Raw genomic sequence first — 22465 nt, 5'->3', positions numbered from 1 at the left:
GACACGTTGTTTCCTAGCCTTAAACCCAGGAAAATCACCATGGCCCACAATCTCCACAAGACCCTCAAGGAATTCGACAGCGGTTCCGGCAAAGGCAAGTTCTACTCGCTGCCGCAGCTCGGCAAGGAACTGAAGACGAAGATCGAACGCCTGCCGGTGTCGATCCGTATCGTGCTCGAGTCCGTGCTGCGCAACTACGACGGCAAGAAGATCACCGAAGAGCACATCGAGCAGCTGGCGAACTGGAAGCCGACGGCCAAGCGCGTCGACGAGATCCCGTTCGTGGTGTCGCGCGTCGTGCTGCAGGACTTCACGGGCGTGCCGCTGCTCGCCGACATCGCGGCCATGCGCGGCGTCGCGGAGCGCACGGGCAAGAACCCGAAGAAGATCGAGCCGCTGGTCCCAGTCGATCTCGTCGTCGACCACTCGGTCCAGATCGACTACTTCCGCCAGAAGGATGCGCTCGACCTGAACATGAAACTGGAATTCCAGCGCAACAACGAGCGCTACCAGTTCATGAAGTGGGGCATGCAGGCATTCGACACGTTCAAGGTCGTGCCGCCGGGCGTCGGCATCGTCCACCAGGTGAACCTCGAATACCTCGCGCGCGGCGTCCACAAGAAGGCGGACGGCGGCGACACCGTGTACTACCCGGATACCCTCGTCGGCACGGACAGCCACACGACGATGATCAACGGCATCGGCGTGGTCGGCTGGGGCGTGGGCGGCATCGAGGCTGAAGCCGGCATGCTCGGCCAGCCGGTGTACTTCCTGACGCCGGACGTCGTCGGCGTCGAGCTGAAGGGCAAGCTGATCGAAGGCGTGACGGCCACCGACCTGGTGCTGACCATCACCGAAATGCTGCGCAAGGAGAAGGTCGTCGGCAAGTTCGTCGAATTCTTCGGCGAAGGCACGAAGTCGCTGTCGCTGCCGGACCGCGCAACGATCGGCAACATGGCGCCGGAATACGGCGCGACGATGGGCTTCTTCCCGGTCGACGAAAAGACGATCGACTACTTCGAAGGCACGGGCCGCACGAAGGCGGAAATCGCCGCGTTCGAAAACTACTTCAAGGCGCAGAAGCTGTTCGGCATCCCGAAGGCCGGCGACATCGACTACACGAAGGTCGTAACGCTGGATCTGGCAACGGTCGCCCCGTCGCTGGCCGGCCCGAAGCGCCCGCAGGACCGCATCGAGATCGGCAACGTCAAGTCGACGTTCACCGACCTGTTCTCGAAGCCGGTGGCGGACAACGGCTTCGCGAAGAAGGCGGACGATCTGGCCACGCAATACACGACGAGCAACGGCGTCGACGTGAAGAACGGCGACGTGCTGATCGCCGCGATCACGTCGTGCACGAACACGTCGAACCCGAGCGTGCTGCTGGCCGCCGGCCTGCTCGCAAAGAAGGCGGTCGAGGCCGGCCTCACGGTCGATCCGAAGATCAAGACCTCGCTCGCGCCGGGATCGCGCATCGTCACTGAGTACCTGACGAAGACGGGCCTGCTGCCCTACCTGTCGAAGCTCGGCTTCGAACTCGCCGCCTACGGCTGCACGACCTGTATCGGCAACGCGGGCGACCTGACGCCGGAGCTGAACGAAGCGATCACGAAGAACGACATCGTCGCGGCCGCCGTGCTGTCGGGCAACCGCAACTTCGAGGCGCGCATCCACCCGAACATCCGCGCAAACTTCCTCGCGTCGCCGCCGCTGGTCGTCGCGTACGCGATCGCCGGCAACATCACGCGCGACCTGATGACCGAGCCGGTCGGCAAGGGCAAGGGTGGCCGCGACATCTACCTCGGCGACATCTGGCCGTCGAGCGAGGAAATCCATGCGCTGCTCAAGTACGCGCTCGATCCGGAAAAGTTCGAGAAGAACTACGCGCACCTGACCAAGAAGGGCGACCTCTGGAGCAAGATCGAGGGCGAAACGGGCCAGGTCTACGACTGGCCGAAGTCGACCTACATCGCCGAGCCGCCGTTCTTCGGCAACAACTTCTCGATGGAACCGGCTGCGTCGATCCCGACGGTCAAGGGCGCGCGCGCACTCGGCATCTTCGGTGACTCGGTCACGACCGACCACATCAGCCCGGCAGGCTCGATCAAGGAAGACTCGCCGGCAGGCAAGTGGCTGAAGGAAAACGGCGTGCAGAAGGCCGACTTCAACAGCTACGGCTCGCGCCGCGGCAACCACGACGTGATGATGCGCGGCACGTTCGCAAACGTCCGGATCAAGAACCTGATGATCCCGGCCAAGGCAGACGGCACGCGCGTCGAAGGCGGCCTGACGATCCACCAGCCGAGCGGCGAACAGCAGTCGATCTACGACGCGGCCATGCAGTACGTCGGCGCGGATACGCCGACGGTCGTGTTCGCGGGCGAAGAGTACGGCACGGGCTCGTCGCGCGACTGGGCCGCCAAGGGCACGCAACTGCTCGGCGTGAAGGCCGTGATCGCACGCAGCTTCGAGCGCATCCACCGCTCGAACCTGGTCGGCATGGGCGTGCTGCCGCTGCAGTTCAAGGGCGCGGACAGCATCCAGTCGCTCGGCATCACCGGCGACGAAACGTACGACATCGAAGGCCTCGGCGACGACTTCAAGCCGCAGCAGGATGTTACGCTCGTGATCAACCGCAAGAACGGCGAATCGCAGCGCGTGCAGGTGCTGCTGCGCATCGATACGCCGATCGAAGTCGACTACTACAAGCACGGCGGTATCCTGCCGTTCGTGCTGCGCTCGCTGCTCGCAGCGTAAGCGCCCTGCTTTTGCAGGTGCCGCAGCCGCCTCGCGGCGGTTGCGGCCGATTTGGAAGCCCGACCTCGTGTCGGGCTTTTTTTTGCCTGCGGTTCAGGCGGGCGTCATGCCGCCTTGCTGCTGCGTGGCTTCGCGGCCGCACCCGCCCGCGCATTCTTCTTCAGATGCGTGCGGTTGTAGTCAATCGCCGCGCGTACGAGGTTCTTCAGCGCCCGCTTGTCGAGCTTGTCGCCTTCGAAGAAATCGATCGCGCGCCGCGCATTGCCGTCGAGGCCGTCGTTGAACAGCTGGTCGGGATCGGGCAGCTTCGCGCCGTGCATGAAGGTCAGCTTCACCTTGCCCTTGTGCGCGTTCGCGACCGCGATCATTCCGTCGCATTCCCACACGGGGCTGCCCATCCATTTCCATTCCTCGACGATGCCGTCGTCGGACGCGAGGATCGTCTGGCGGAGATCGGCGAACGTCTTGCTGCGCCAGTCGGCGATGCCGGCGATCAGCGCGTCGATACGCGCCGACGGCGTGAGGTCCGTGGTGCTCATGCGTGCGCCTCCGACCCTTCGTCGGGGCGGGCCAGCACCTGTTCGAGCGCGTCGAAGAACCGGACCCAGCCGTGCTGCGCGCCGCGGTACGCCTGCTCCTGGTCGGTGCGGAAGCCGACCTGCTCCATCCTCAGATGCGTGCCGCCCGGCGTCGGCGTGAGCGTCCACGTGACGACGCTTTCGAGACCGTAAGCGGCCCACGTATAGGACAACGCGTGCGGCGGCTCGATCGTCAGGACCGTGCAGTCGACCGAACCCCAGTCCGCGCGGAAGCTGAAGGCGCGGCCCGCGACGGGCTCGAAGTCGCTCTTCATCAGCCACGCCTCGATCAGGTGCGGTTGAGTGAGCGCGCGCCAGATCTTCTCCGGCGGATGAGGCAGCTCCCGGTCGACGACGACGGAGCGCGTTTCGGTGGTGGCCTGGTTCATTACTGATCCATCCTTTTCAGAAGATCTTCGAGGGCATCGAACCGGTTCTGCCAGAAGCCGGCCATCTGGCTCGTCCAGTCGATCAATGGGGCCAGCGCTTGAGGCTGCGCGCTGTAGTGCGTCTGCCGGCCTTCGTGACGGTCGATCACGAGCCCGGCCTGCTTCAGGACGCCGAGATGCTTCGAGACGGCGGGCTGCGAGACGCCCGCATGGACCGTCAGCGCGGCAACCGTCAACTCGCCGTCCGCACACAGCCGCTCGAAGAGCGCGCGGCGGGTGGGATCGGCAAGCGTCCTGAAAAGCATGTCGTGTGCGTTCTGCATGTCCAAATCCATAACCCGATGGTTATGAATCGAAGCATATCCGCTGATCGACGCGCGTCAAGGCGGAATTTCACGAACGATGCCGCGCGATCTTGCTCGGGTCTGCTGTCCGCCGCTCCGGCGCGTACCCGCCTCCGAATTCGAGCATTCCCTCTAATTCGCCATCGCCGCATGCGATCCGAAAGTCGCCTGCAAGACTGCCGGAAGCACCGTTCCACAATTCGGGAAACGTTTGCGCTGGACCGGCCCCTTTTTTGTGCACGCGCGAATCCGTTCCGGCCGTGCCGCTTCGTTTGACCACATAGTGCGACGCGGCATCCGACAACGACCGGTCACGCGCCATGCGTTCACGGGTCGATCCGCTCCGCGATCACGCACGTTCCGGCGCCGCGACGAACGACTCATGCGTGCGAACGTCGCGCCTTGCCGCGCCCTCGGGTCGCGAACCGGTTCCGTTCGGCGCGGGCACGATCGCCGGCACGTCCGACGCAGACCATGCGCGCACCCGCGCCGATGTCAGAACTGACAGCTATGGAAACTGGCAGCTACCCGAACCGCAGCGACGCCCTACGCTCGTCACCGCTCGCGACCCCACAAGGGTCGGGGGCTCCAGCAACGTCGTCTCTCCTAAAAAGGACTCCCGATGAAAAGGAACGCCTGGTTTGCCCTGCCCCTGCCGTCGCCCCGCCGCCTTGCGTGCGTGGCACCGCTCGTGTTCGCCGCCGCTGCGGCGCATGCGGCAACGGACTGGGTCGACACCCATACGAAGGCCTTTCTGACCGGCCCGCAGTTGATGGCGCGCAGCGCGGCGCCGTCGCTCGAACTCGCGTCCGGTGAAACGACCAACGTCGTCGTCAGCCTGAAGCTGCGCAATGCCGCGCAGCTCAAGCAACTGGCGCGCGACGTGAACCGGCCGGGCAGCGCGCATTACCGCCAGTACCTCACGCATGCGCAGTTCCTCGCCAGCTACGCGCCGACCGACGCGCAGGTGAAGTCGGTCGTCGACTATCTGCACAAGAGCGGCTTCGTGAACGTCGAGGTCGCACCGAACCGGTTGCTGGTATCCGCACGCGGCACGGCCGGCACGGTAAAGACCGCCTTCAACACGTCGCTCGTGCACTTCGACTACGCGGGCCGCTCGGGCTTCGCCAACACGTCGACCGCGCAGGTGCCGCGCGCGCTCGGCGACGTCGTCGGCTCGGTGCTCGGGCTGCAGAGCGTCGCACACGCGCGGCCGCTGCTGCGCATCGGCAACGTGTCGAAGCCGCAGGCGCTCGCGGCCGGCACCGCAACCGGCCATTATCCGAAGGAATTTCCGGGCCTCTACAACGCAACCGGTGTGCCGACCGCGGCCGGGGTGACCGTCGGCATCATCACGATCGGCGGCGTGTCGCAGACGCTGCAGGACCTAAAGCAGTTCACGTCGAGCAACGGCTACGGCACGGTGTCGACGCAGACCGTCCAGACCAACGGCTCGGGCGGCAGCTACACCGACGACCAGGACGGCCAGGGCGAGTGGGATCTCGACAGCCAGTCGATCGTCGGCTCGGCCGGCGGCCAGGTCGGAAAACTCGTGTTCTACATGGCCGACCTCAACGCCTCCGGCAACACCGGGCTCACGCAGGCGTTCAACCAGGCGGTGTCGGACAACACCGCGAAGGTGATCAACGTGTCGCTCGGCTGGTGCGAGACCGACGCGAACGCGGACGGCACGATCGACGCCGAGGAACAGATCTTCACGACCGCCGCGGCACAAGGCCAGACGTTCTCGGTTTCGTCGGGCGACGAAGGCGTGTACGAGTGCAACAACCGCGGCTATCCGAACGGCTCGAACTACACGGTGTCGTGGCCGGCGTCATCGCCGCACGTGCTCGCGATCGGCGGCACGACGCTCTATACGACGTCGGCGGGCGCGTTCTCGAGCGAGACGGTGTGGAACGAAGGGCTCGATGCGAACGGCAAGCTGTGGGCGACGGGCGGCGGTGTCAGCACGATCCTGCCCGCGCCGTCGTGGCAGTCGGGCAGCAACCGCCAGTTGCCGGACGTCGCGTTCGACGCCGCGCAAAGCACCGGCGCGTACATCTACAACTACGGCCAGTTGCAGCAGATCGGCGGCACGAGCCTCGCCGCACCGATCTTCACGGGCCTCTGGGCGCGCCTGCTCGCAGCGAACGGCACCGGCCTCGGTTTCCCGGCCGGAAAGTTCTACGCCGACATTCCGTCGAACCCGTCGCTCGTGCGCTACGACGTGGTATCGGGGAACAACGGCTATCAGGGGTATGGCTATAACGCAGGCACCGGCTGGGATTACACGACCGGCTTCGGCAGCCTGAACATCGCGAACCTCAACCAGCTGATCAAGTCGGGCGGGTTCTAAGCGAAGCGTGAAGGCCGGCGCGCGGCGATGGTGGGTTGCGCGCCGGCCGGCGGAAGGCCGCATGAACACGGATCGATTCACGGCAACACCACTATCCACCGCATCAATATCGACATCACAAACATCCGTTGGATCAATTGCCAGGCCGATGCGACAGTGGGCATTCATCCAACCTGCGCTGCCCGCGATGTCGACAACCCACCTGCCTCCCCTCAGCCCGCCCCTTCACGATGGCCTGCCGACGCGACAGCGAATCGCGGCATTGATCGCCCTCTCGCTCGCGGTCGCGATGGCCAACCTCGATACGGCGATTACCAATACCGCGCTGCCGACCATTGGCAGCAGCATCGGCGCCGATCCGGCCTCGGTGATCTGGGTCGTCAATGCGTATCAGCTCGCGATGGTCGCGACCTTGCTGCCGTTTGCATCGCTCGGCGAGATACTCGGCCATCGGCGCATTTACATCGCCGGGCTGATCCTGTTCACCGCAAGCTCGCTCGCGTGCGGCATCGCAGGGTCGCTTCCCGCGCTCGCCGCCGCGCGTGCGTTGCAGGGCATCGGCGCGGCCGCGATCATGAGCGTCAACACCGCGCTGATTCGTTTTGCGTACCCGGCCAGGCTGCTCGGCCGCGGCGTCGGGTTGAATGCGCTCGTCGTCGCCGTGTCGTTCACCGTGGGGCCGACCGTTGCGTCGGCCATCCTGTCGGTCACGTCGTGGCACTGGCTGTTTCTGATCAACGTTCCCATCGGCCTGCTTTCCGTCGCATTGGCGGTCCGCACGCTGCCGATCACCGATCGCGCCCGGCATGACTTCGATGTCGTCGCTGCGCTGTTATGCGCCGGTTGCTTCGCATTACTGATACTCGGATTAGGGACGGTTGCGCATGATGGCTTGTCGCCGACGGTCAGGGCTGAATGGATCGTCGCGGCGGTATTCGGCTACGCGCTGCTGAAGCGCCAGGCACATCACCCCGCTCCACTGCTCGCCGCCGACCTGTTTCGGCGGCCGGTCTTCTCCCTTTCCGCCGCCACGTCGGTTTGCTCGTTTGCGACGCAAGGCCTCGCGTTCGTGTCGCTGCCGTTCTTCCTGCAAGCCGGCCTCGGCCACAGTCAGGTCGACACCGGCTTCCTCATGACGCCGTGGCCCGTCGTGGTGGCCATCATGGCGCCCGTTGCCGGACGTCTGGCCGACCGATACCCGGCGGGCATTCTCGGCACCATCGGCCTCCTGCTCCTGTGCATCGGCATGGCGTCGCTGGCCATGCTGCCGCCCGCACCGTCGACACTCGATATCGTGTGGCGCATGATGATGTGCGGCGCCGGATTCGGCTTCTTCCAGGCACCGAACCTCAAGGCGCTGATGGGCAGCGCGCCGGCCGAGCGCAGCGGCGGCGCCAGCGGCATCGTCGCAACGGCCCGCCTGCTCGGACAGACGCTCGGTGCGGCGCTGGTCGCCCTGTGTTTTCACGTCTCCGGGGCCGGCGGCCCGATCGTCGCGTTGTGGGCCGGCAGCGCCTTCGCACTGGCGGGTACGGTCATCAGCTGCCTCCGGCAATTGCCGCGCTGGGCACGCTCATGACGCATCGGCTGCGTTCAGCCCGCCGCGCGCTGCGCACCGGGCAACCGCATCGGCTTCGCCGCCTCGCGAATCTTCTCCCTCAGCCAGATTTGTGCGGGGACGCCGTCGTGGCGCCGATGCCAGTACATCGACCACTGGAAACCCGCTGACTCGAACGGCAACGCCTTGAGCACCAGCCCGTCTTCCTCAAAACGTTCGGCCAGGCGCGCGGACATCACCGCAACCATCGACGAATGGCGCAACAGATGCGGCACGACCAGCCAGTGCGGGACATTGAGCACCACGTTCCGGGCGCGGCCCATCCCGGCGAGCGTGGCATCCACATAGCGCCCGTCGGTCGCGCTGATGGACACCTTGAGATGCGGCAGAGCAAGGAACCGGTCGAGCGTCAACGCTTCAGCGGCACACGGATGGTCCCGCGCCATCACGCAGACCATGCGGTCGTCGAACAGCGGCGTCGCCTGCACCGCGCCCGCATGCTCCAGATCCATGCTCACCGCGACGTCGATATCGTCGGCATCGAGCGCGGTCACGGTCTGCCCCGGCGACAGGTGCACCACATCGAGCGTCACGCCCGGCGCCTCCTGTTCGAGCTGCGCGAGCAACGACGGCATCAGCAGATATTCGAGCACGTCGGACATCCGTAGCCGGAAGTGCCGGGTCGTCGTTGCCGGATCGAACGCGTCATCCGACACGAGGAGCCGCTCTGCCTGGCGAAGCAGTTGCCTCAGCGGCGCTTCCAGTTCCAGCGCACGCGGCGTCGGCTCCATGCCCGTTGCATTGCGTATCAGCAACTCGTCGTGCATCAGGATTCGCAGACGCCCCAGCGCGCTGCTCATCGCCGATTGGCTCAACCCTACCTTCGTCGCGGCACGCGTCACATGCTTCTCGGTCAGCAACGCATCGAGTGCGACCAACAGATTCAGATCAACGCTGCGCAAATTCATAGGTGCTCGCGATTTCGACGTGACATGCTACGTTGCACCCGGCCGTGCGTTCGGTCAATCACACCGGCCTGCCGCGCGCCACCCGCTACTCCGTCGCACGCTCGCTCACGCGCGCCGACGCGGCCGGCACGCCGGCCCGATGCGACGGCGCAAAGAGCCGCAACCCGCTCGCGACGCTCGCGGCCCCGGCGAAGCCCGCGCCGAGCATCAGCGCGAGCGTCGGCCCGTGGCGCCCCGCGATGCCGAACGACAGCGCGACGAGCGCGGCGCCCGTCGCCTGCCCGATCAGCCGCGCGGTCGCGATGATCCCGCTCGCGCCGCCGCTGCGCTCGGGCGGTGCGCTCGACATCAGCGCCTTCAGGTTCGGCGACTGGAAGAAGCCGAAGCCCGCGCCGCACAGCATCATCCGCCAGCCGATGTCGATGACGCCCGGCGCTGCCGGCAACGCGGCGAGCGACACCATGCCCGCGCTCAGCAACGCAAGACCGATCGCGCCGAGCAGGCCCGGCGGATAGCGATCCGACAACCGGCCCGCGATCGGCGCGGCGAGCGCGACGATCACCGACCACGGCGTCATCAGGAACCCTGTCTCGACCGCGTTGCGATGCAGGACGGTTTCGAAATAGAACGGCAGCGACACGAACGCGAGCCCCTGCGCGGCGAACGCGCACACGGCGGTCAGCGCGGACAGCGTGAACACCGGCCGGCGAAACAGGTCGACCGGCAGCATCGGCGCCGGATGCCCGGCCTGGCGGCGGATCAGCAGCCAGCCGAATACGAGCGCGACCGCGGCCATCGCGAACACGACGGCAAGCGGCCCGCGCTGCGCGAATTCGCCGAGCGCGAAGATCAGCGACGCGAACGTGATCACGTTGAACAACGCAGCGACCGGATCGAACGCATGCTTGCCGCGCGCCGTCTGCGGCAGCGACGGAATCGCCACCGCAAGCGCGAACACGCCGAGCGGCACGTTCACCGCGAACAGCCACGGCCACGCGGCGACCGACAGGATCAGCGATGCGATGGTCGGCCCCACCGCGAACGACACGCCGACCACGAGCGCATTGAAGCCGACGCCGCGCCCGAGCCGGTGCGCGGGGAACAGGCCGCGGATCAGCGCGACGTTGACGCTCATGATCGCGCTCGCGCCGAAGCCCTGCACGATCCGCGCGGCCGTCAGCATCGGCAGCGTCGACGCGAGCGAACAGCCGAGCGACGCGAGCGTGAACACCGCGAGCCCGGCGATATACACGCGCTTGTGGCCGACGATGTCGCCGAGCGATGCGAACGGCAGCAGCGTCGCGACCATCGCGAGCTGGTACGCGTTGATGATCCATACGGACGCGGCCGGCGATGCATGCAGGTCGGTGGCGATCGCGGGCAGCGCGGTGTTCGCGATCGCGGTGTCGAGCGTCGCGAGCGCGACGGCCAGCAGCACGGCGGACATCGCGCGCCAGTTGACGGCCGGCTCATGCGCGCCGGCGGGGGAAGCGAATTCGGACAAGATGAGGCTCGGCTGACGAGCGACGCGTTGCGCCACGTCGCGGATTGGACTCGCGGCGGCGTTCCGGTCGCACTGCATGGAACGCGCGCCGCCGCGCCCCGTATTGTTGCAGAGCCGCATCGAACGTGCAGGCGGCCGCCTCGTCAGTTAGCGAAATGAAAGAAAACGCGTTGCCGTGCAGGACGCGCGGCAACGCAGGCGCAACAGGCAGGCTCGCTGCGTCAGCTCACCGCACGCCGCGCATTGCGTCCGCGCAACCATTCGAGCGCCAGCAACAGGCTCGTCGAGAAAATGATCAGGATCGTTGCGAGCGCAGCGATCGTCGGGCTGATGTTCTCGCGGATGCCCGTGAACATCTGGCGCGGCAGCGTCGTCTGGTCCGCGCCCGCGAGGAACAGCGTGACGACGACTTCGTCGAACGACGTCGCGAACGCGAACAGCGCGCCCGACATCACGCCCGGCGCGATCACCGGCAATGTCACGCGGAAGAACGTCGACACCGGATTCGCACCCAGCGACAGGCTCGCGCGCACGAGGTTCTGGTTGAAGCCCTGCAGCGTCGCGGCAACCGTCGTCACGACGAACGGCACGCCGAGCGCCGCGTGCGCGGCGATCAGCCCCGTGTAGGTGTTCGCGAGCCCGAGCGGCGCGAAGAACAGATACATGCCGACGCCGACCACGACGACCGGCACGATCATCGGCGACAGCAGCACGGCCATCAGCAGCCCCTTGCCGCGGAAGTCGGCCTTCGTGAGACCGATCGCGGCGAGCGTGCCGAGCACGGTCGCGACGATGGTCGCCGACGGTGCAACGATGAAGCTGTTCTTCGCGGCCATCCGCCACTCGTCCGACGCGATCAGGTTCTCGTACCAGCGCATCGAGAAACCCGGGATCGGATAGACGAGGAACGTGCTCGACGAGAACGACAGCGGCACGATCGCGAGCACCGGCAGGATCAAGTACAGCAGCGTCAGCACGACGAGCACGCGCAGCGCGACGTACCACGCGCGCTCGACGAACGACATGTGCGGCGCGAACAGTGGCCTGGCGAGTTTCATGGTCGGATTCCCCTTCCCGTTTCGTTGTGCGCGGCGCTCAGCCGAGGCTCACGTTCGTACGCGTGAAGCGCCCGTACACCGCGTACAGCACGAGCGTCGCCGCCAGCAGCAGCCCGCCGAGCGCGCACGCCATGCCCCAGTTGATCGTCACGTTCGTGAAGTACGCGACGTAGTAGCTGACCATCTGGTCGTTCGGCCCGCCGAGCAGCGCCGGCGTGATGTAGTAGCCAATCGCGAGGATGAACACGAGCAGCGCGCCCGCGCCGACGCCCGGATAAGTCTGCGGCACGTACACGCGCCAGAACGCGGCGAACGGGTGGCTGCCGAGCGACACGGCCGCGCGCTGGTAGGTCGGCGGGATCGACTTCATCACGCTGTACAGCGGCAGGATCATGAACGGCAGCAGGATGTGCGTCATCGAGATATACACGCCGACGCGGTTGAACAGCAGCGTCAGCGGATGCGAGATCAGCCCGCTGCCGATCAGCGCGGTGTTGATGAGCCCTTCGCTCTGCAGCAGCACGATCCACGCGGCGACCCGCACGAGCACCGACGTCCAGAACGGAATCAGCACGAGGATCATCACGAGGTTCGCGCGACGCTCCGACAGCGTCGAGATCCAGTACGCGAGCGGATAGCCGAGCAGCAGCGCGAACAGCGTGACCGCAACGCCGATCACGAACGTGCGGCCGAAGATCGCGAGATAGATCGACTGATCGGGATCGGCCTGCACGATTTGGCCGAAGCCGTCCTGCTTGTGGTCGAGCGCGGCGAGCAGGTAGAACGGCGACACCTGGCTGCCGTTCTTCGCGATCGACTGCCAGTACGCGGCGTCGCCCCAGCGCGCGTCGAGCTCGACGATTTTCTCGCGCGTCTGTGCGGGTGTCAGCGCCGCGTCATTGTCGCCCTTCAGCGGCATCGCGCGCGCCGTCTTCGCGACGAGCGAGCGATAGCCGGGAATCTCCGTGTTCAGGCGTCGTGCGAGCGCACCCATCGCCTCGCTGTCGGCCACCTTCGTCATGTCGGCCGCGAGCGCGACATACGCGGCGTCGGCCGGCGGCGCCTTGCGGTCCCAGCCCGACAGCGCGGCGACCGTATTCGGCAACGCGGTCGCGATCTCCGGGTTCTGCACCGCGCGCGTGAGCAGCGTGCCGATCGGCACGACGAAAATCAGCAGCAGGAAAATCGCGAGCGGCGCGACCAGCAGCAGCGCCATCGTGCGCTTGCGGGCTTCGGCGGCCTTCAGCTCACGCTTGAGCGCGGCCGCCGACGGCGAGGAAGGCGCGATCGTCATCGTATTCAACGGTTCTCTCCGGCCGGGCATGATCCAGCGGAAGGCCGCGCGACACGATCGACGTGCCGCGCGGCCGGTTGCATCAGGACACCTGACCGGTTACTTGGTCGCCCATGCGGCGAAACGCTGCTCGAGCTCGTCGCTGTGATCGGTCCAGAAGCCGATGTCTTCCAGCACCGCACTCTTGCCGTTCGCCGGCGAGTTCGGCAGGTTCGCGAGCGTCTTCGCGTCGAGCGACTTGATCGCCGCGATGTTCGCCGGGCCGTACGCGATGTGCTGCGCATAGCCCTGCTGCGGCTTCGGCGTCAGCGTGTACGCGATGTACTGCTCGGCCAGCGCCTTGTTCGGCGAGCCCTTCGGAATCGCCCAGTAGTCGAGGTCGTAGATGCTGCCGTTCCACACGACCTTCAGGTTCTTGCCTTCCTTCTGCGCGGCGTCGATGCGGCCGTTGTACGCGGTCGACATCACGACGTCGCCGGCGACGAGGAACTGCGGCGGCTGCGCGCCCGCTTCCCACCACTGGATGTTCGGCTTCAGCTCGTCGAGCTTCTTGAACGCGCGGTCCTGGCCGGCCTTCGTGCCGAGCACCTTGTAGACGTCCTTCGGCGCGACGCCGTCGGCCATCAGCGCGAATTCGAGGTTATAGCGCGCGCCCTTGCGCATGCCGCGCTTGCCGGGGAATTTCTTCACGTTCCAGAAATCGGCCCAGCCGGTCGGCGCCGACTTCAGCTTGTCCGCGTTGTACGACAGCGCCGTCGACCACACGAAGAAGCCGACGCCGCATACCTGCGGCGATTCCGGAATCAGGTCGGACTTCTTCGCGATCTTCGACCAGTCGAGCTTCTCGTACAGCCCTTCGTCGCAACCGCGATTCAGGTCGCCCGATTCGACTTCGACCACGTCCCAGTTGACGTGCTTCGCCTCGACCATCGCCTTCACTTTCGCCTGCTCGCCGTTGTATTCGACGGCCGTAACCTTGTTGCCGGTCGCCTTCTCGAACGGCTGGTTGAACGCGGCCTTCTGCGCGTCGCCGTTCGCGCCGCCGAAGTTGACGACCGTGAGTTCGGCAGCCGATGCCGATGCGCCGACGACGGCGAGCGCCAGTGCCAGCGCGGTGCGCCGCGCGGTAAAGCTTGCTCGGTTCATGGTGGTTCCTCTCCTCTCGTGGTGGAAGTGGGCAGTTGTTGTTGACGACGTGCTACGGAAAATCGGGGAAACCCTGCTCACGCGAACACGCGCAGGTGTTCGGGTGCGAACGCGAGCGCGACCGGTACGCCGGGCGAGAACGCGTCGAGCGCGCCGGTGCCGAGCGGCACCTTCACGAAGCATTCGTCCTGGCCCGGCAGCGCGCAGCGCATGCGCACGTGATCGCCGAAATAGATGAGGCTGCGCGCCTCGCCGCTCAGCCGGTTGGCGGCCGAGCCGTTCGCATGCCCGTTCGCGCCGTGCGCGGCGAGGCTCATGCGTTCGGGCCGGATGCACGCGACGGCCGGCGCGCCCTCGGCCGCGTCGCCGATGCGGCGGCCGACGAGCTTCGTGCCGTCGTCGAGCCGGAATTCGCAGAATTCGCCGTCGACGCGCGCGATGGTGCCGCGCAGCCGGTTGCTGTCGCCGATGAAGTTCGCGACGAATTCGTTGCACGGCGATTCGTACAGGCGGTCGACGGTGTCGAGCTGCTGCACGATGCCCTTGTCGAACACGGCGACCCGATCGGACATCGTCAGCGCCTCGCCCTGGTCATGCGTCACGTACACGAAGGTCACGCCGAGCTTTTCGTGCAGCGCCTTCAGTTCGTACTGCATGTGTTCGCGCAACTGCTTGTCGAGCGCGCCGAGCGGCTCGTCCATCAGCACCAGCTTCGGTTCGAACACGAGCGCACGCGCCAGCGCGATGCGCTGCTGCTGGCCGCCCGACAGCTGCGCCGGGTAGCGTTTCGCGAAGCGCTCCATCTGCACCATCTTCAGCGCGTGCGCGACGCGTTCCGCGCGCTCGGCCGCCGGCAGCTTGCGTACGGTCAGCGGATACGCGACGTTCTGCTCGACCGTCAGATGTGGAAACAGCGCGTAGTTCTGGAACACCATGCCGATGTTGCGCTTGTGCGGCGGCACGTTGTTCAGCAGCTCGCCGTCGAGGCGGATCTCGCCGCCGGTCGGAAATTCGAAGCCGGCGAGCATCATCAGGCAGGTCGTCTTGCCCGAGCCCGACGGCCCGAGCAGCGTCAGGAATTCCCCGCGGTGGATATCGAGGTCGAGCGATTTGACGACCAGCGTCTCGCCGTCGTAGGTCTTCCGCACGCCGCGAAAGCTGACGATCACATCATCGGACTTCATCGTGGCTGTCCCCTTGCTTCGCGACAATTGATTTTGAGATGCGAACCACTATACGGCGCGCACGGTTCTACAATAGGGAACCATTTCAATATTCCGCGTGGGACCACTTTGGACACCGTGATCGTCGCCGACTGGCTCTCCGCCCGCCTCGACCGTAGTTCGCCCGAGCCGATGTACCGCCAGTTGCTGCAGTTGATGCAGCAAGCCATCCTGACCGGTGAATTGGGGCCAGGCACCAAACTGCCGAGTTCGCGCACGCTCGCGGCCGACCTGTCGATCGCGCGCAATACCGTGCTGCACGTGTACGACCAGCTGACGGCCGAAGGCTACGTACTGACGACGACCGGCAGCGGCACCTATGTGGCCGACACGCGGCCGGATGCCGCCGCGATCCACGTGCCGGGCGCCGCGCCGCCGCCGTCGACTGCCGACGAACCGCCGCAGCCCGACGCGCAGGGCAGCCTGTCGGCGCGCGGCCGGCAACTGATCGAGCACGCGGGGGTGTCGCGACGCCAATGGGGCGCGTTCATGCCGGGCGTGCCGGACGTGTCGGAATTCCCGAGCCGGACATGGAGCCGCCTGCAGGCGCGGCTGTGGAAGGAAGCGAACCCCGAGCTGCTGACCTATGCGCCGGGCGGCGGCTACCGGCCGTTGCGGCGCGCGCTCGCCGATTACCTGCGCGTCGCGCGCTCGGTCAAATGCTCGCCGGACCAGGTGATCATCACGACGGGCATCCACCAGTCGATCGATCTCGCGGTGCGGCTGCTGTCCGACATCGGCGATCGCGCATGGGTCGAGGAGCCGTGCTACTGGGGCGTGCGCAGCGTGCTGCAGGCAGCCGGCCTCACCCTGACGCCGGTGCCGGTCGACCAGGAAGGGCTCGACCCGCGCGCCAGCGACATGCAGCATCCGCCACGGCTCGTGCTGGTCACGCCTTCGCATCAGTACCCGCTCGGGATGGTGATGAGCCTCGCGCGGCGCCGGATGCTGCTCGAATACGCACGCCAGCACCGCTGCTGGATCATCGAGGACGACTACGACAGCGAATTCCGCTATGGCAGCCGCCCGCTCGCGTCGCTGCAGGGGCTCGACGACGGCGGCCGCGTGATCTACGTCGGCAGCCTCGGCAAGATGCTGTTCCCGGGGCTGCGGATGGGCTACATGGTCGTGCCCGAGCATCTGGTCGACACGTTCCGCACGGGGCTGTCGGAGCTGTATCGCGAAGGCCAGCTGATGCAGCAGGCCGTGCTCGCCGAATTCATCATGGACGGCCACCTGACTTCGCACGTCAGGCGGATGCGCACGCTGTACGGCGAACGCCGGCAACTGATGATCGACGCGATCCGTGCGCGCTTCGGCGACGCGCTGCCCGTGATGGGCGACGAGGCCGGCCTGCATCTCGTGCTCGGCCTGCCCGACGCCTGCGACGACCGCGCGGTCACGCAGAGCGCGTTCGATGCGGGCGTGATCGTGCGCCCGCTCACCAGCTACTACAGCAGCCTCGACACCGCGCGGCGCGGCCTGCTGCTCGGCTATGCGTGCGTTGCGCACGAAGGCATCGGGCCCGCATTCGACACGCTCGCGAATACCCTCGAGCAACACCTGCCGCGGGACCTCACGCGCGCGGCATAGCGGCGATCCTGCGCCGCGCCGCCCGCGTGACTCACGCTTCCCACATTACCGCGCGCTGCCCGCCCCGCGATCGAGCGAGGCCGCACGCACCGCTTCGCCGGGCTTCGTGAACACGCGCTGTCGCAGTGCAGCGATCTGCGCGTCGCGATCCTGCGGCGACAGGCCCGCCGACGCGATCTGCGCACGCTGCGCCGCATAATCCGCGTAGCGGCTCTGCCACGATGCGTCGTCCTGCTGCATCTGCGCGACGCGCGCGGCCGCTTCGGGGCCGAGCGTCTGCGTCAGTTGCGCGCGCATCGCATCGGGCGTCGCCCCGCTCTTCTGCAATTGCGCGATCTGGTCGATCGCCGCACGCTGCTGGTCGATGCGGTGTTGCGCAGCGCGTTCGTCGGCCGGCATCTGCTGTTCGAGCGCAGCAAGTCGTTCGGCCTTCTGCGCATCCGTCAGCGTGGGATCCTGTGCGATCTTCAACCGCGCGAGGTCGTAGCGCTGCCGCCACTGCTCCGCGCCGAAGAACGGCTGGCTCCAGTCGCCGAGCGTGCGATACGCAATCGACGCACGCTGATCGAGCGCGAGCTGCAGCGCCCCCAGGTCGGACTTCTCGACCGCGCCGGCATCGCGCAGTTTCGCGAGTGCGTCGAGATACGCGCGATACCGGTGCCACACGTCGAGCGCCTCGGCCTGCGCAGCAGTGCCGTCGAGCTGTGCGGCAATCTCGCGCGCGACGAACGCATCGAGCGCGGCCACGCTCAGGTCGCTCTGCGCGGTCAGGCAGTAGTCGAAGAAATCGCGCACCGCACGTGACTTCGCGAGATGGCCGCCGGCATCGAGCGGCAACCGGGGCACGCTGGAGCCGGCGAGTGACGGCGGCAGGCCCGCGCTTGTCGGCGCGACGGCCTGCGGCGGTGCGGCAGTCAATCCGCCTGTCGCCGGCGCATCCGGCGATTCGCCGGCCGTGCCCGCTCCGCGGTGCCAGCCCGCGCCGCTCCACATCGCGACGCCGGCAATCGCCGCCAGCCCCACGACACCATAGATCATGGCGCGCCGCGCCAGCGGCGCGCGTCCTTCACGTACCGTCATCGATTACACGCCCGCCAGCTTCAGCCGGTTCGCATGCGTGCGGATCACCGCCACCGGATCTTCCGCATACGCGCCGCGCACGCCGAGCAGCTGGTTGATCTCGTCGAGGTGGTTCCACTTGTAGCTCGTGCTCAGCACCTTGCCGTACAGCGCACTGCACTTCGACACGAGCCCGTCGTTCTGCCCGGAGCCGCGGTTGATCATCACCGTGCCCGTGCCGAACAGCGCGAGCGTCGACGGGTCGAGCGCGTTCGCCAGATCGACGAGCGGGACGGTGCTCGTGTCCGCCGCACCCGTGACGCCGAACGCGGAGAGGGTCGGCTGGATCGCCGTGCCGGCCCACGAGTACAGCAGGTGCGTGTTGCCGCCGACGGTTTCCGTCGGTGCGCCGGTCTGGCAACTGCCCGGCGCCCCCAGGCCCGCACTCGGATAGTTCCGGTTGTACGCGGCCGCGCGTGCGGTCGTCAGCGTCTGCAGGGCGGCGAGCGCGTCCTGGTTCGTGTTATGGCTGCTGCTCGTCAGGATTCCGAACACATTGACGAACGCCGCGATCACCGATGACGACAGCCCGGTCGGATCGTACGCGAGCACGTTCTGCACGAAGTCCGCGAACTCGGAGCCGCGATGCGGCGTGCCGATCGTCGTCACCGACGCGACGAGATCGGGGGCGACGGCCGCGACATAGCGCGACGTGAGGCCGCCCTGGCTGTGTCCGACGAGATTGACCTTGGTCGCACCCGTCGCGGCGAGCACCGTCTTCACGTAAGCGAGCAACTGTTCGCCGCGCCCGTTCGGGCCGTCGTCGCTCTGGAAACCCGACAGGTTCGCGACGTAGACGGTCGCACCGTTCTGTTGCAGGTCTTCCTGAATGCCGTACCAATACTCGAGCACGCCGGCGTACTTGTCGGTACCCGAGAGCCCGTGCACGAGGATGATCGGATAACGCGTCGCCGCGTAGCCGTCGGCGGGCGCGGTCGCCGCCATCGCCGCGTGCGTCGTCGCGAGCGTCATCACTGCCGTCGTCCCCGCGAACGGCGCGATGCTCATCGCGCATGCCACTGCTCCTGCCACCACCCTGGAACGCATCGTTCTGGCCATGCATGTTCTCCTGATTATTGTGCTGCCGGTGCGAATGAAGCCGGATCGACGCGCACGATGCGTCGCAAACGTCGCGCGTACCGTGTGCGTCGAATGCGGGAGTGAATCACGAGTCGCGAACGTTTGCGCCCCGACTAGATACGGTTCTCTAATCGGTTGACGCGCCCCGCCCGTTCAGGCGGGGCCGCGTTCCTGCGCGCGCATGCTGCGGCGCACACGCGCGATGCGTCACAGCTTCGCGCTGACGCGCAGCCATGCGGTCCGGCCCGGCTCCATCACCGGCGCGTTCGCCGGATAGCCGAAACCCGCGTTGCCGGCGAGGTTCAGGTGCTCGGTGTAGGCCTTGTTCAGCACGTTGTCGACGCCGACCGAGATCTGCACGGTCTTGCTGACGTTGTACTGCGTATGCAGCGACAGCACGCCGAATCCGGCGCTCGGGCCGAAGTCCTTGCCGACCACGTTGCCCTCATTCAGTGCATAGCGATGCTGCGGCGCAACGATGCGCCACAGGCCACCCGCCGACCACGCGCCACGCGTGTATTCGAGCCCGATGCGCGCCTCGAGCGGCGGCATTTGCGGCATCGGATCGCCCGTTGCCACGTTACGCCCCCACGCATATGCGAGCGACGTGTCGACGCGCAACGGTGCAACCGGTTTCCACGACACGCCCGCTTCACCGCCCATGATCTGCGCATTGACGTTGGTCGCCTGCGTGGTCGGGCCCATCATGCCGGCCGCGTAGTTGAACAGGATGAAGTCCTGCACGTAGCCGGCGTAGGCCGACACCCATGCATCGAGCCGGTCGCTCTTGTATTGCGCCCCGATGTCGAGCTGCGTGGTCTTCTCCGGCTGCACCGCCGAAAACGCGTTGATCGAACCGGCCGGCCCGCGCTTCGCGGAGAACAGCTCCCAGTAGTCGGGATAGCGCTCCGTATGGCCGATCCCGGCGTACCACGTGACGGGCAGCGACGCGAGATCGCGCTCGTAGCGCACGAAGCCGCTCGGCAGCACGCGCGTGCGATCGTCGTCGAAGGTCGGATTCGGCTTGCTCATCATCATGCCGCTCGTCGTCGCGCGCTTGTCGCGTGCGCTCGCATAGTCGACACGCGCGCCGCCGATCACGCGCGACACGTCGCTCGCGTACCACGTCAGTTCGCCGAACACGCCCGCGTTCCACATCGTCGCCTGCGCATCCCACGGCTTGTCGCCGTAGTTCTGCCGCCCCATCGCCGAGCGCGAGTCGAGCCGGTTCGATTGCGCATCGACGCCCGTCACGAGCTTGAAGTCGTCGGCGAAACGAAACGTCGCGGCCGCGCGCGCGCCGAACGTGCGACGCCGCACTTCCGACGCCATCCGCATCGGCATGCTGCTGGTCGGATCCGGTTGCCGCAACGTGTAGTTGTCCATCACGTGATCGGCTTCGTTGTAGTACACGCGCGCCTCGATCCGGTCGAGCACGTCGCCGAGATGCTTCTTGTCGAACGACAGCCCGAACGTCTCGCGGCGGAAATGCGCGCCGTCCATCCCGCGCCCCGCGTAGCGCGCATAGCCGTCACCGGTGCCGGCGGTCAGCTCGACGCGCGTATGGTCGTCCGGCGTCCAGCCCAGCGCCGCATCGGCGTTCCACTTGTCCCACTGCGACGGCACGGTGTTGCCGTTACCGTCCTTGTAGTCCTGCGAATGCGCATGGTTCGCGGTCACGCGGCCATAGACGTCCGGCGTGCCGGCCGTCACGTCGATATTCTGGTCGTTGCGGCCGAACGACCCTCCGACCAGGCTGCCGTCGAAGCGCATGCCGGGCTTGTCGAAGCGCGGCGTCACGCGCTCGAACATCACGGTGCCGGCCGATGCGCCGGGACCGTACAGCACGGTCTGCGGCCCCTTCACGACCGTGACCTTGTCATAGCTTTCCGGTGCGATATACGACGTCGGCGCATCCATCCGGCCCGGACATGCGCCAAGCGTCGACATCCCGTTCGCCAGGATGTTCAGCCGCGAGCCGAACATCCCGCGCAGCACGAGGTCGCCGTTGGTGCCGCCGCTGCGGATCGACGTGAAACCGGGGATCGTTTTCAGGTAATCCGCGCCGTCGCTGGCGGGCAGCGGCTGGCGTGGCGTCTTCGGATCCGTGACGACGACGAGCGGCGTCCTCAGCGGCGATGCGACGACTTCGATGGCCGGCAGCGGCGCGGCCGTATCGTCGGTCGGCGCGCCGGGTGCGCGCGCCGTTTCGGCGGCCGCGGCGCTCGCGGCCAATGCGCCGACAGCCAGCGCGGGAACGGTGAGTTTCAGCACGCGCGGCATGCGCCGCGCACAGGCATTGCGTGACGCCCGCGGCGCACGCAACTGGAAAATGGTCATGATCGAAAGCCCGAGTGACGCCCTCCACGCGGCCTCGACGGGCCGCACGGATATCGGCGGTGAAAAGAACGGAAACAGCGCGTCAGGCGCGCTCGGGCGGTGCGCGTGGATACGCGCGCGGGTAGCGGTCGACGTGCGCCGCGATGGCAGGCGGCGCGACGGCGGAAACGGAAACGGCGGGAACGGAAGCGAGTGCCGCGGCGGCAGGCCCACCGATCGCGGGGCTGTGCGCGAAGAAGCCGCAGTAGCCGCACGCATCGAGATGCAACGCATGATCGTGCATGCGGCCCGCATCGGATGACTGATGCGCACCATGCTCTGTACTGCAGACGATCGCGTCAGGCGTGGCCGCCTGCGCGACGCGCCACTGCGACACCAGCGGCGCCGCGATCGCGAACCAGATCGCGAGCACGCCAAGCCAGGCGGTCAGGTGACGATGTCGGGGCAGCATGCTCGGCAACGAGTAAGCGGAATGTAAAAACAGCCGAGATGTTACAGAATGTTTAACGTGATGACCAGCGCGGATGACGGTAAACGAACCGGGGGCACATGGTTGTCAACACAACCATGCGCCCCCCGCCTGCTGCATGCTTCCGGAGCGTGTCGTTCAGGGCGCCATGCGCCGCAGCACGTCGTCGCGCCGGATGAAATGATGATAGAGCGCGGCCAGCGCGTGCAGGCCGATCACGAAGTAGAACGCGTTGCCGATCAGCTCGTGCGCTTCCTTGATCGTCGGCCGCAGCGCCTTGTCGGGGCCGAACAGCGTGAACGACAGGCCGAGCCAGTCGAGCGACACCGGCTTGCCGCCCAGGTTGATCATCATGATGCCGAGCAGCGGCTGCGCGATGATGAATACGTAGAGCGCGACATGTGCGAGCTTCGACAGCCAGCGCAGCAGCGCCGCTTGCGGAATGGCCTCCGGCACGCGGCTGACGGCTCGCCACAGCACGCGCAACACCGACAGCACGAGCACGAGCGTGCCCGCGGTGAGATGCACGTTCATCCAGAACACCCGGCTGTCGCTGCCTTTCGGCCCGCGGATCTCGATGGCCAGGTAGGCCAGCGCCACCAGCAGGAAGACGGCCCAGTGGAAGAAGATCGCGGGCGAGCTGTAGCGCGTCTGTTTCGCGAGGATGTTTCTCATGCTTCGTCTCGTGT

The 22465-nt window shown here is 66.9% G+C and carries 18 protein-coding genes; 4 read left to right on the top strand and 14 right to left on the bottom strand.

Features of this window, described 5'->3' with window-relative positions:
* Positions 1 to 39: 39 nt before the first annotated feature.
* Positions 40 to 2757 carry an aconitate hydratase AcnA gene (gene acnA / locus QZM67_RS21185; protein ID WP_043177678.1) on the top strand — a complete coding sequence of 906 codons (2718 nt, stop codon included), beginning with the start codon at positions 40 to 42 and terminating at the stop codon, positions 2755 to 2757.
* A gap of 104 nt (positions 2758 to 2861) precedes the next feature.
* Here acnA and QZM67_RS21180 read toward each other — a convergent pair whose 3' ends face one another.
* From QZM67_RS21180 to QZM67_RS21170, 3 genes are read right to left on the bottom strand one after another with little or no spacing between them, the layout of a single operon-like run.
* Positions 2862 to 3296 carry a DUF1801 domain-containing protein gene (locus QZM67_RS21180; RefSeq protein WP_301806384.1) on the bottom strand — a complete coding sequence of 145 codons (435 nt, stop codon included), beginning with the start codon at positions 3294 to 3296 and terminating at the stop codon, positions 2862 to 2864.
* Entirely contained in the window at positions 3293 to 3724 is a 432-nt protein-coding gene (locus tag QZM67_RS21175) for an SRPBCC domain-containing protein (RefSeq protein ID WP_175023051.1), read from the bottom strand. Before QZM67_RS21175 ends, QZM67_RS21180 begins: the two co-directional genes overlap by 4 nt.
* Positions 3724 to 4047, bottom strand: coding sequence for a helix-turn-helix transcriptional regulator (locus tag QZM67_RS21170; protein ID WP_175023049.1), 324 nt, complete (start codon positions 4045 to 4047; stop codon positions 3724 to 3726). Before QZM67_RS21170 ends, QZM67_RS21175 begins: the two co-directional genes overlap by 1 nt.
* A gap of 643 nt (positions 4048 to 4690) precedes the next feature.
* Between QZM67_RS21170 and QZM67_RS21165 the strand changes: the two genes are divergently transcribed.
* Together QZM67_RS21165 and QZM67_RS21160 are read left to right on the top strand one after the other, a co-directional pair.
* Entirely contained in the window at positions 4691 to 6424 is a 1734-nt protein-coding gene (locus tag QZM67_RS21165; RefSeq protein WP_175023047.1) for a protease pro-enzyme activation domain-containing protein, read from the top strand.
* A 187-nt stretch (positions 6425 to 6611) separates the two neighbouring features.
* Positions 6612 to 8003, top strand: coding sequence for an MFS transporter (locus QZM67_RS21160; protein ID WP_301806451.1), 1392 nt, complete (start codon positions 6612 to 6614; stop codon positions 8001 to 8003).
* A 14-nt stretch (positions 8004 to 8017) separates the two neighbouring features.
* Here the strand turns inward: QZM67_RS21160 and QZM67_RS21155 are convergent, their stop codons facing one another.
* The 6 genes from QZM67_RS21155 to QZM67_RS21130 all read right to left on the bottom strand — a co-directional run bounded on the left by QZM67_RS21155 (position 8018) and on the right by QZM67_RS21130 (position 15136).
* A complete protein-coding gene (locus QZM67_RS21155; protein WP_301806374.1) occupies positions 8018 to 8950 on the bottom strand; it encodes a LysR family transcriptional regulator in 933 nt (310 codons plus the stop codon).
* Between the two features lie 85 nt (positions 8951 to 9035).
* Complete coding sequence (locus tag QZM67_RS21150; RefSeq protein ID WP_301806372.1) at positions 9036 to 10454, bottom strand: MFS transporter; 1419 nt, start codon at positions 10452 to 10454, stop codon at positions 9036 to 9038.
* Positions 10455 to 10675: 221 nt separating this feature from the next.
* Complete coding sequence (locus QZM67_RS21145) at positions 10676 to 11512, bottom strand: ABC transporter permease (protein WP_043177698.1); 837 nt, start codon at positions 11510 to 11512, stop codon at positions 10676 to 10678.
* Positions 11513 to 11549: 37 nt separating this feature from the next.
* Positions 11550 to 12806 (bottom strand): ABC transporter permease, encoded by a 1257-nt coding sequence (locus QZM67_RS21140; protein ID WP_301806450.1) that lies wholly within the window; start codon positions 12804 to 12806, stop codon positions 11550 to 11552.
* A 99-nt stretch (positions 12807 to 12905) separates the two neighbouring features.
* On the bottom strand, positions 12906 to 13952 hold the full coding sequence (locus tag QZM67_RS21135; protein ID WP_122949200.1) for an ABC transporter substrate-binding protein: 1047 nt from the start codon (positions 13950 to 13952) through the stop codon (positions 12906 to 12908).
* A gap of 77 nt (positions 13953 to 14029) precedes the next feature.
* Positions 14030 to 15136: an ABC transporter ATP-binding protein gene (locus QZM67_RS21130; RefSeq protein WP_175023039.1), complete on the bottom strand. Its 1107-nt coding sequence runs from the start codon at positions 15134 to 15136 to the stop codon at positions 14030 to 14032.
* Between the two features lie 108 nt (positions 15137 to 15244).
* On the opposite strand from QZM67_RS21130, the gene QZM67_RS21125 reads away from it, so the two are divergent.
* Positions 15245 to 16768 (top strand): PLP-dependent aminotransferase family protein, encoded by a 1524-nt coding sequence (locus QZM67_RS21125; protein WP_301806360.1) that lies wholly within the window; start codon positions 15245 to 15247, stop codon positions 16766 to 16768.
* A gap of 45 nt (positions 16769 to 16813) precedes the next feature.
* Here QZM67_RS21125 and QZM67_RS21120 read toward each other — a convergent pair whose 3' ends face one another.
* From QZM67_RS21120 to QZM67_RS21100, 5 genes are all read right to left on the bottom strand, one after another.
* Positions 16814 to 17848, bottom strand: coding sequence for a lipase secretion chaperone (locus QZM67_RS21120; protein WP_301806357.1), 1035 nt, complete (start codon positions 17846 to 17848; stop codon positions 16814 to 16816).
* Positions 17849 to 17851: 3 nt separating this feature from the next.
* On the bottom strand, positions 17852 to 18946 hold the full coding sequence (locus QZM67_RS21115; RefSeq protein WP_301806356.1) for a triacylglycerol lipase: 1095 nt from the start codon (positions 18944 to 18946) through the stop codon (positions 17852 to 17854).
* Between the two features lie 228 nt (positions 18947 to 19174).
* Positions 19175 to 21307: a TonB-dependent copper receptor gene (locus QZM67_RS21110; RefSeq protein WP_301806354.1), complete on the bottom strand. Its 2133-nt coding sequence runs from the start codon at positions 21305 to 21307 to the stop codon at positions 19175 to 19177.
* 82 nt (positions 21308 to 21389) lie between these two features.
* Positions 21390 to 21758 (bottom strand): DUF2946 domain-containing protein, encoded by a 369-nt coding sequence (locus tag QZM67_RS21105; protein ID WP_301806351.1) that lies wholly within the window; start codon positions 21756 to 21758, stop codon positions 21390 to 21392.
* Positions 21759 to 21914: 156 nt separating this feature from the next.
* On the bottom strand, positions 21915 to 22451 hold the full coding sequence (locus QZM67_RS21100) for a cytochrome b (RefSeq protein ID WP_089453395.1): 537 nt from the start codon (positions 22449 to 22451) through the stop codon (positions 21915 to 21917).
* Between the last annotated feature and the right edge of the window lie 14 nt (positions 22452 to 22465).

Origin of the sequence: Burkholderia sp. AU45251 (assembly GCF_030482905.1) — a bacterium.
Taxonomy (GTDB): Bacteria; Pseudomonadota; Gammaproteobacteria; order Burkholderiales; family Burkholderiaceae; genus Burkholderia; species Burkholderia aenigmatica.
This window is presented reverse-complemented; position numbering and strand designations above follow the sequence as displayed.

Bases quoted from the DNA above. Each gene is read 5' to 3' on its own strand.
- QZM67_RS21165 (WP_175023047.1), top strand. From the start codon at position 4,691: ATGAAAAGGAACGCCTGGTTTGCCCTGCCCCTGCCGTCGCCCCGCCGC.
- QZM67_RS21120 (WP_301806357.1), bottom strand. From the start codon at position 17,848: ATGACGGTACGTGAAGGACGCGCGCCGCTGGCGCGGCGCGCCATGATC.
- QZM67_RS21110 (WP_301806354.1), bottom strand. From the start codon at position 21,307: ATGACCATTTTCCAGTTGCGTGCGCCGCGGGCGTCACGCAATGCCTGT.
- acnA (WP_043177678.1), top strand. From the start codon at position 40: ATGGCCCACAATCTCCACAAGACCCTCAAGGAATTCGACAGCGGTTCC.
- QZM67_RS21155 (WP_301806374.1), bottom strand. From the start codon at position 8,950: ATGAATTTGCGCAGCGTTGATCTGAATCTGTTGGTCGCACTCGATGCG.
- QZM67_RS21180 (WP_301806384.1), bottom strand. From the start codon at position 3,296: ATGAGCACCACGGACCTCACGCCGTCGGCGCGTATCGACGCGCTGATC.
- QZM67_RS21135 (WP_122949200.1), bottom strand. From the start codon at position 13,952: ATGAACCGAGCAAGCTTTACCGCGCGGCGCACCGCGCTGGCACTGGCG.
- QZM67_RS21100 (WP_089453395.1), bottom strand. From the start codon at position 22,451: ATGAGAAACATCCTCGCGAAACAGACGCGCTACAGCTCGCCCGCGATC.
- QZM67_RS21115 (WP_301806356.1), bottom strand. From the start codon at position 18,946: ATGGCCAGAACGATGCGTTCCAGGGTGGTGGCAGGAGCAGTGGCATGC.
- QZM67_RS21160 (WP_301806451.1), top strand. From the start codon at position 6,612: ATGTCGACAACCCACCTGCCTCCCCTCAGCCCGCCCCTTCACGATGGC.
- QZM67_RS21145 (WP_043177698.1), bottom strand. From the start codon at position 11,512: ATGAAACTCGCCAGGCCACTGTTCGCGCCGCACATGTCGTTCGTCGAG.
- QZM67_RS21170 (WP_175023049.1), bottom strand. From the start codon at position 4,047: ATGCAGAACGCACACGACATGCTTTTCAGGACGCTTGCCGATCCCACC.
- QZM67_RS21175 (WP_175023051.1), bottom strand. From the start codon at position 3,724: ATGAACCAGGCCACCACCGAAACGCGCTCCGTCGTCGTCGACCGGGAG.
- QZM67_RS21140 (WP_301806450.1), bottom strand. From the start codon at position 12,806: ATGACGATCGCGCCTTCCTCGCCGTCGGCGGCCGCGCTCAAGCGTGAG.
- QZM67_RS21130 (WP_175023039.1), bottom strand. From the start codon at position 15,136: ATGAAGTCCGATGATGTGATCGTCAGCTTTCGCGGCGTGCGGAAGACC.
- QZM67_RS21105 (WP_301806351.1), bottom strand. From the start codon at position 21,758: ATGCTGCCCCGACATCGTCACCTGACCGCCTGGCTTGGCGTGCTCGCG.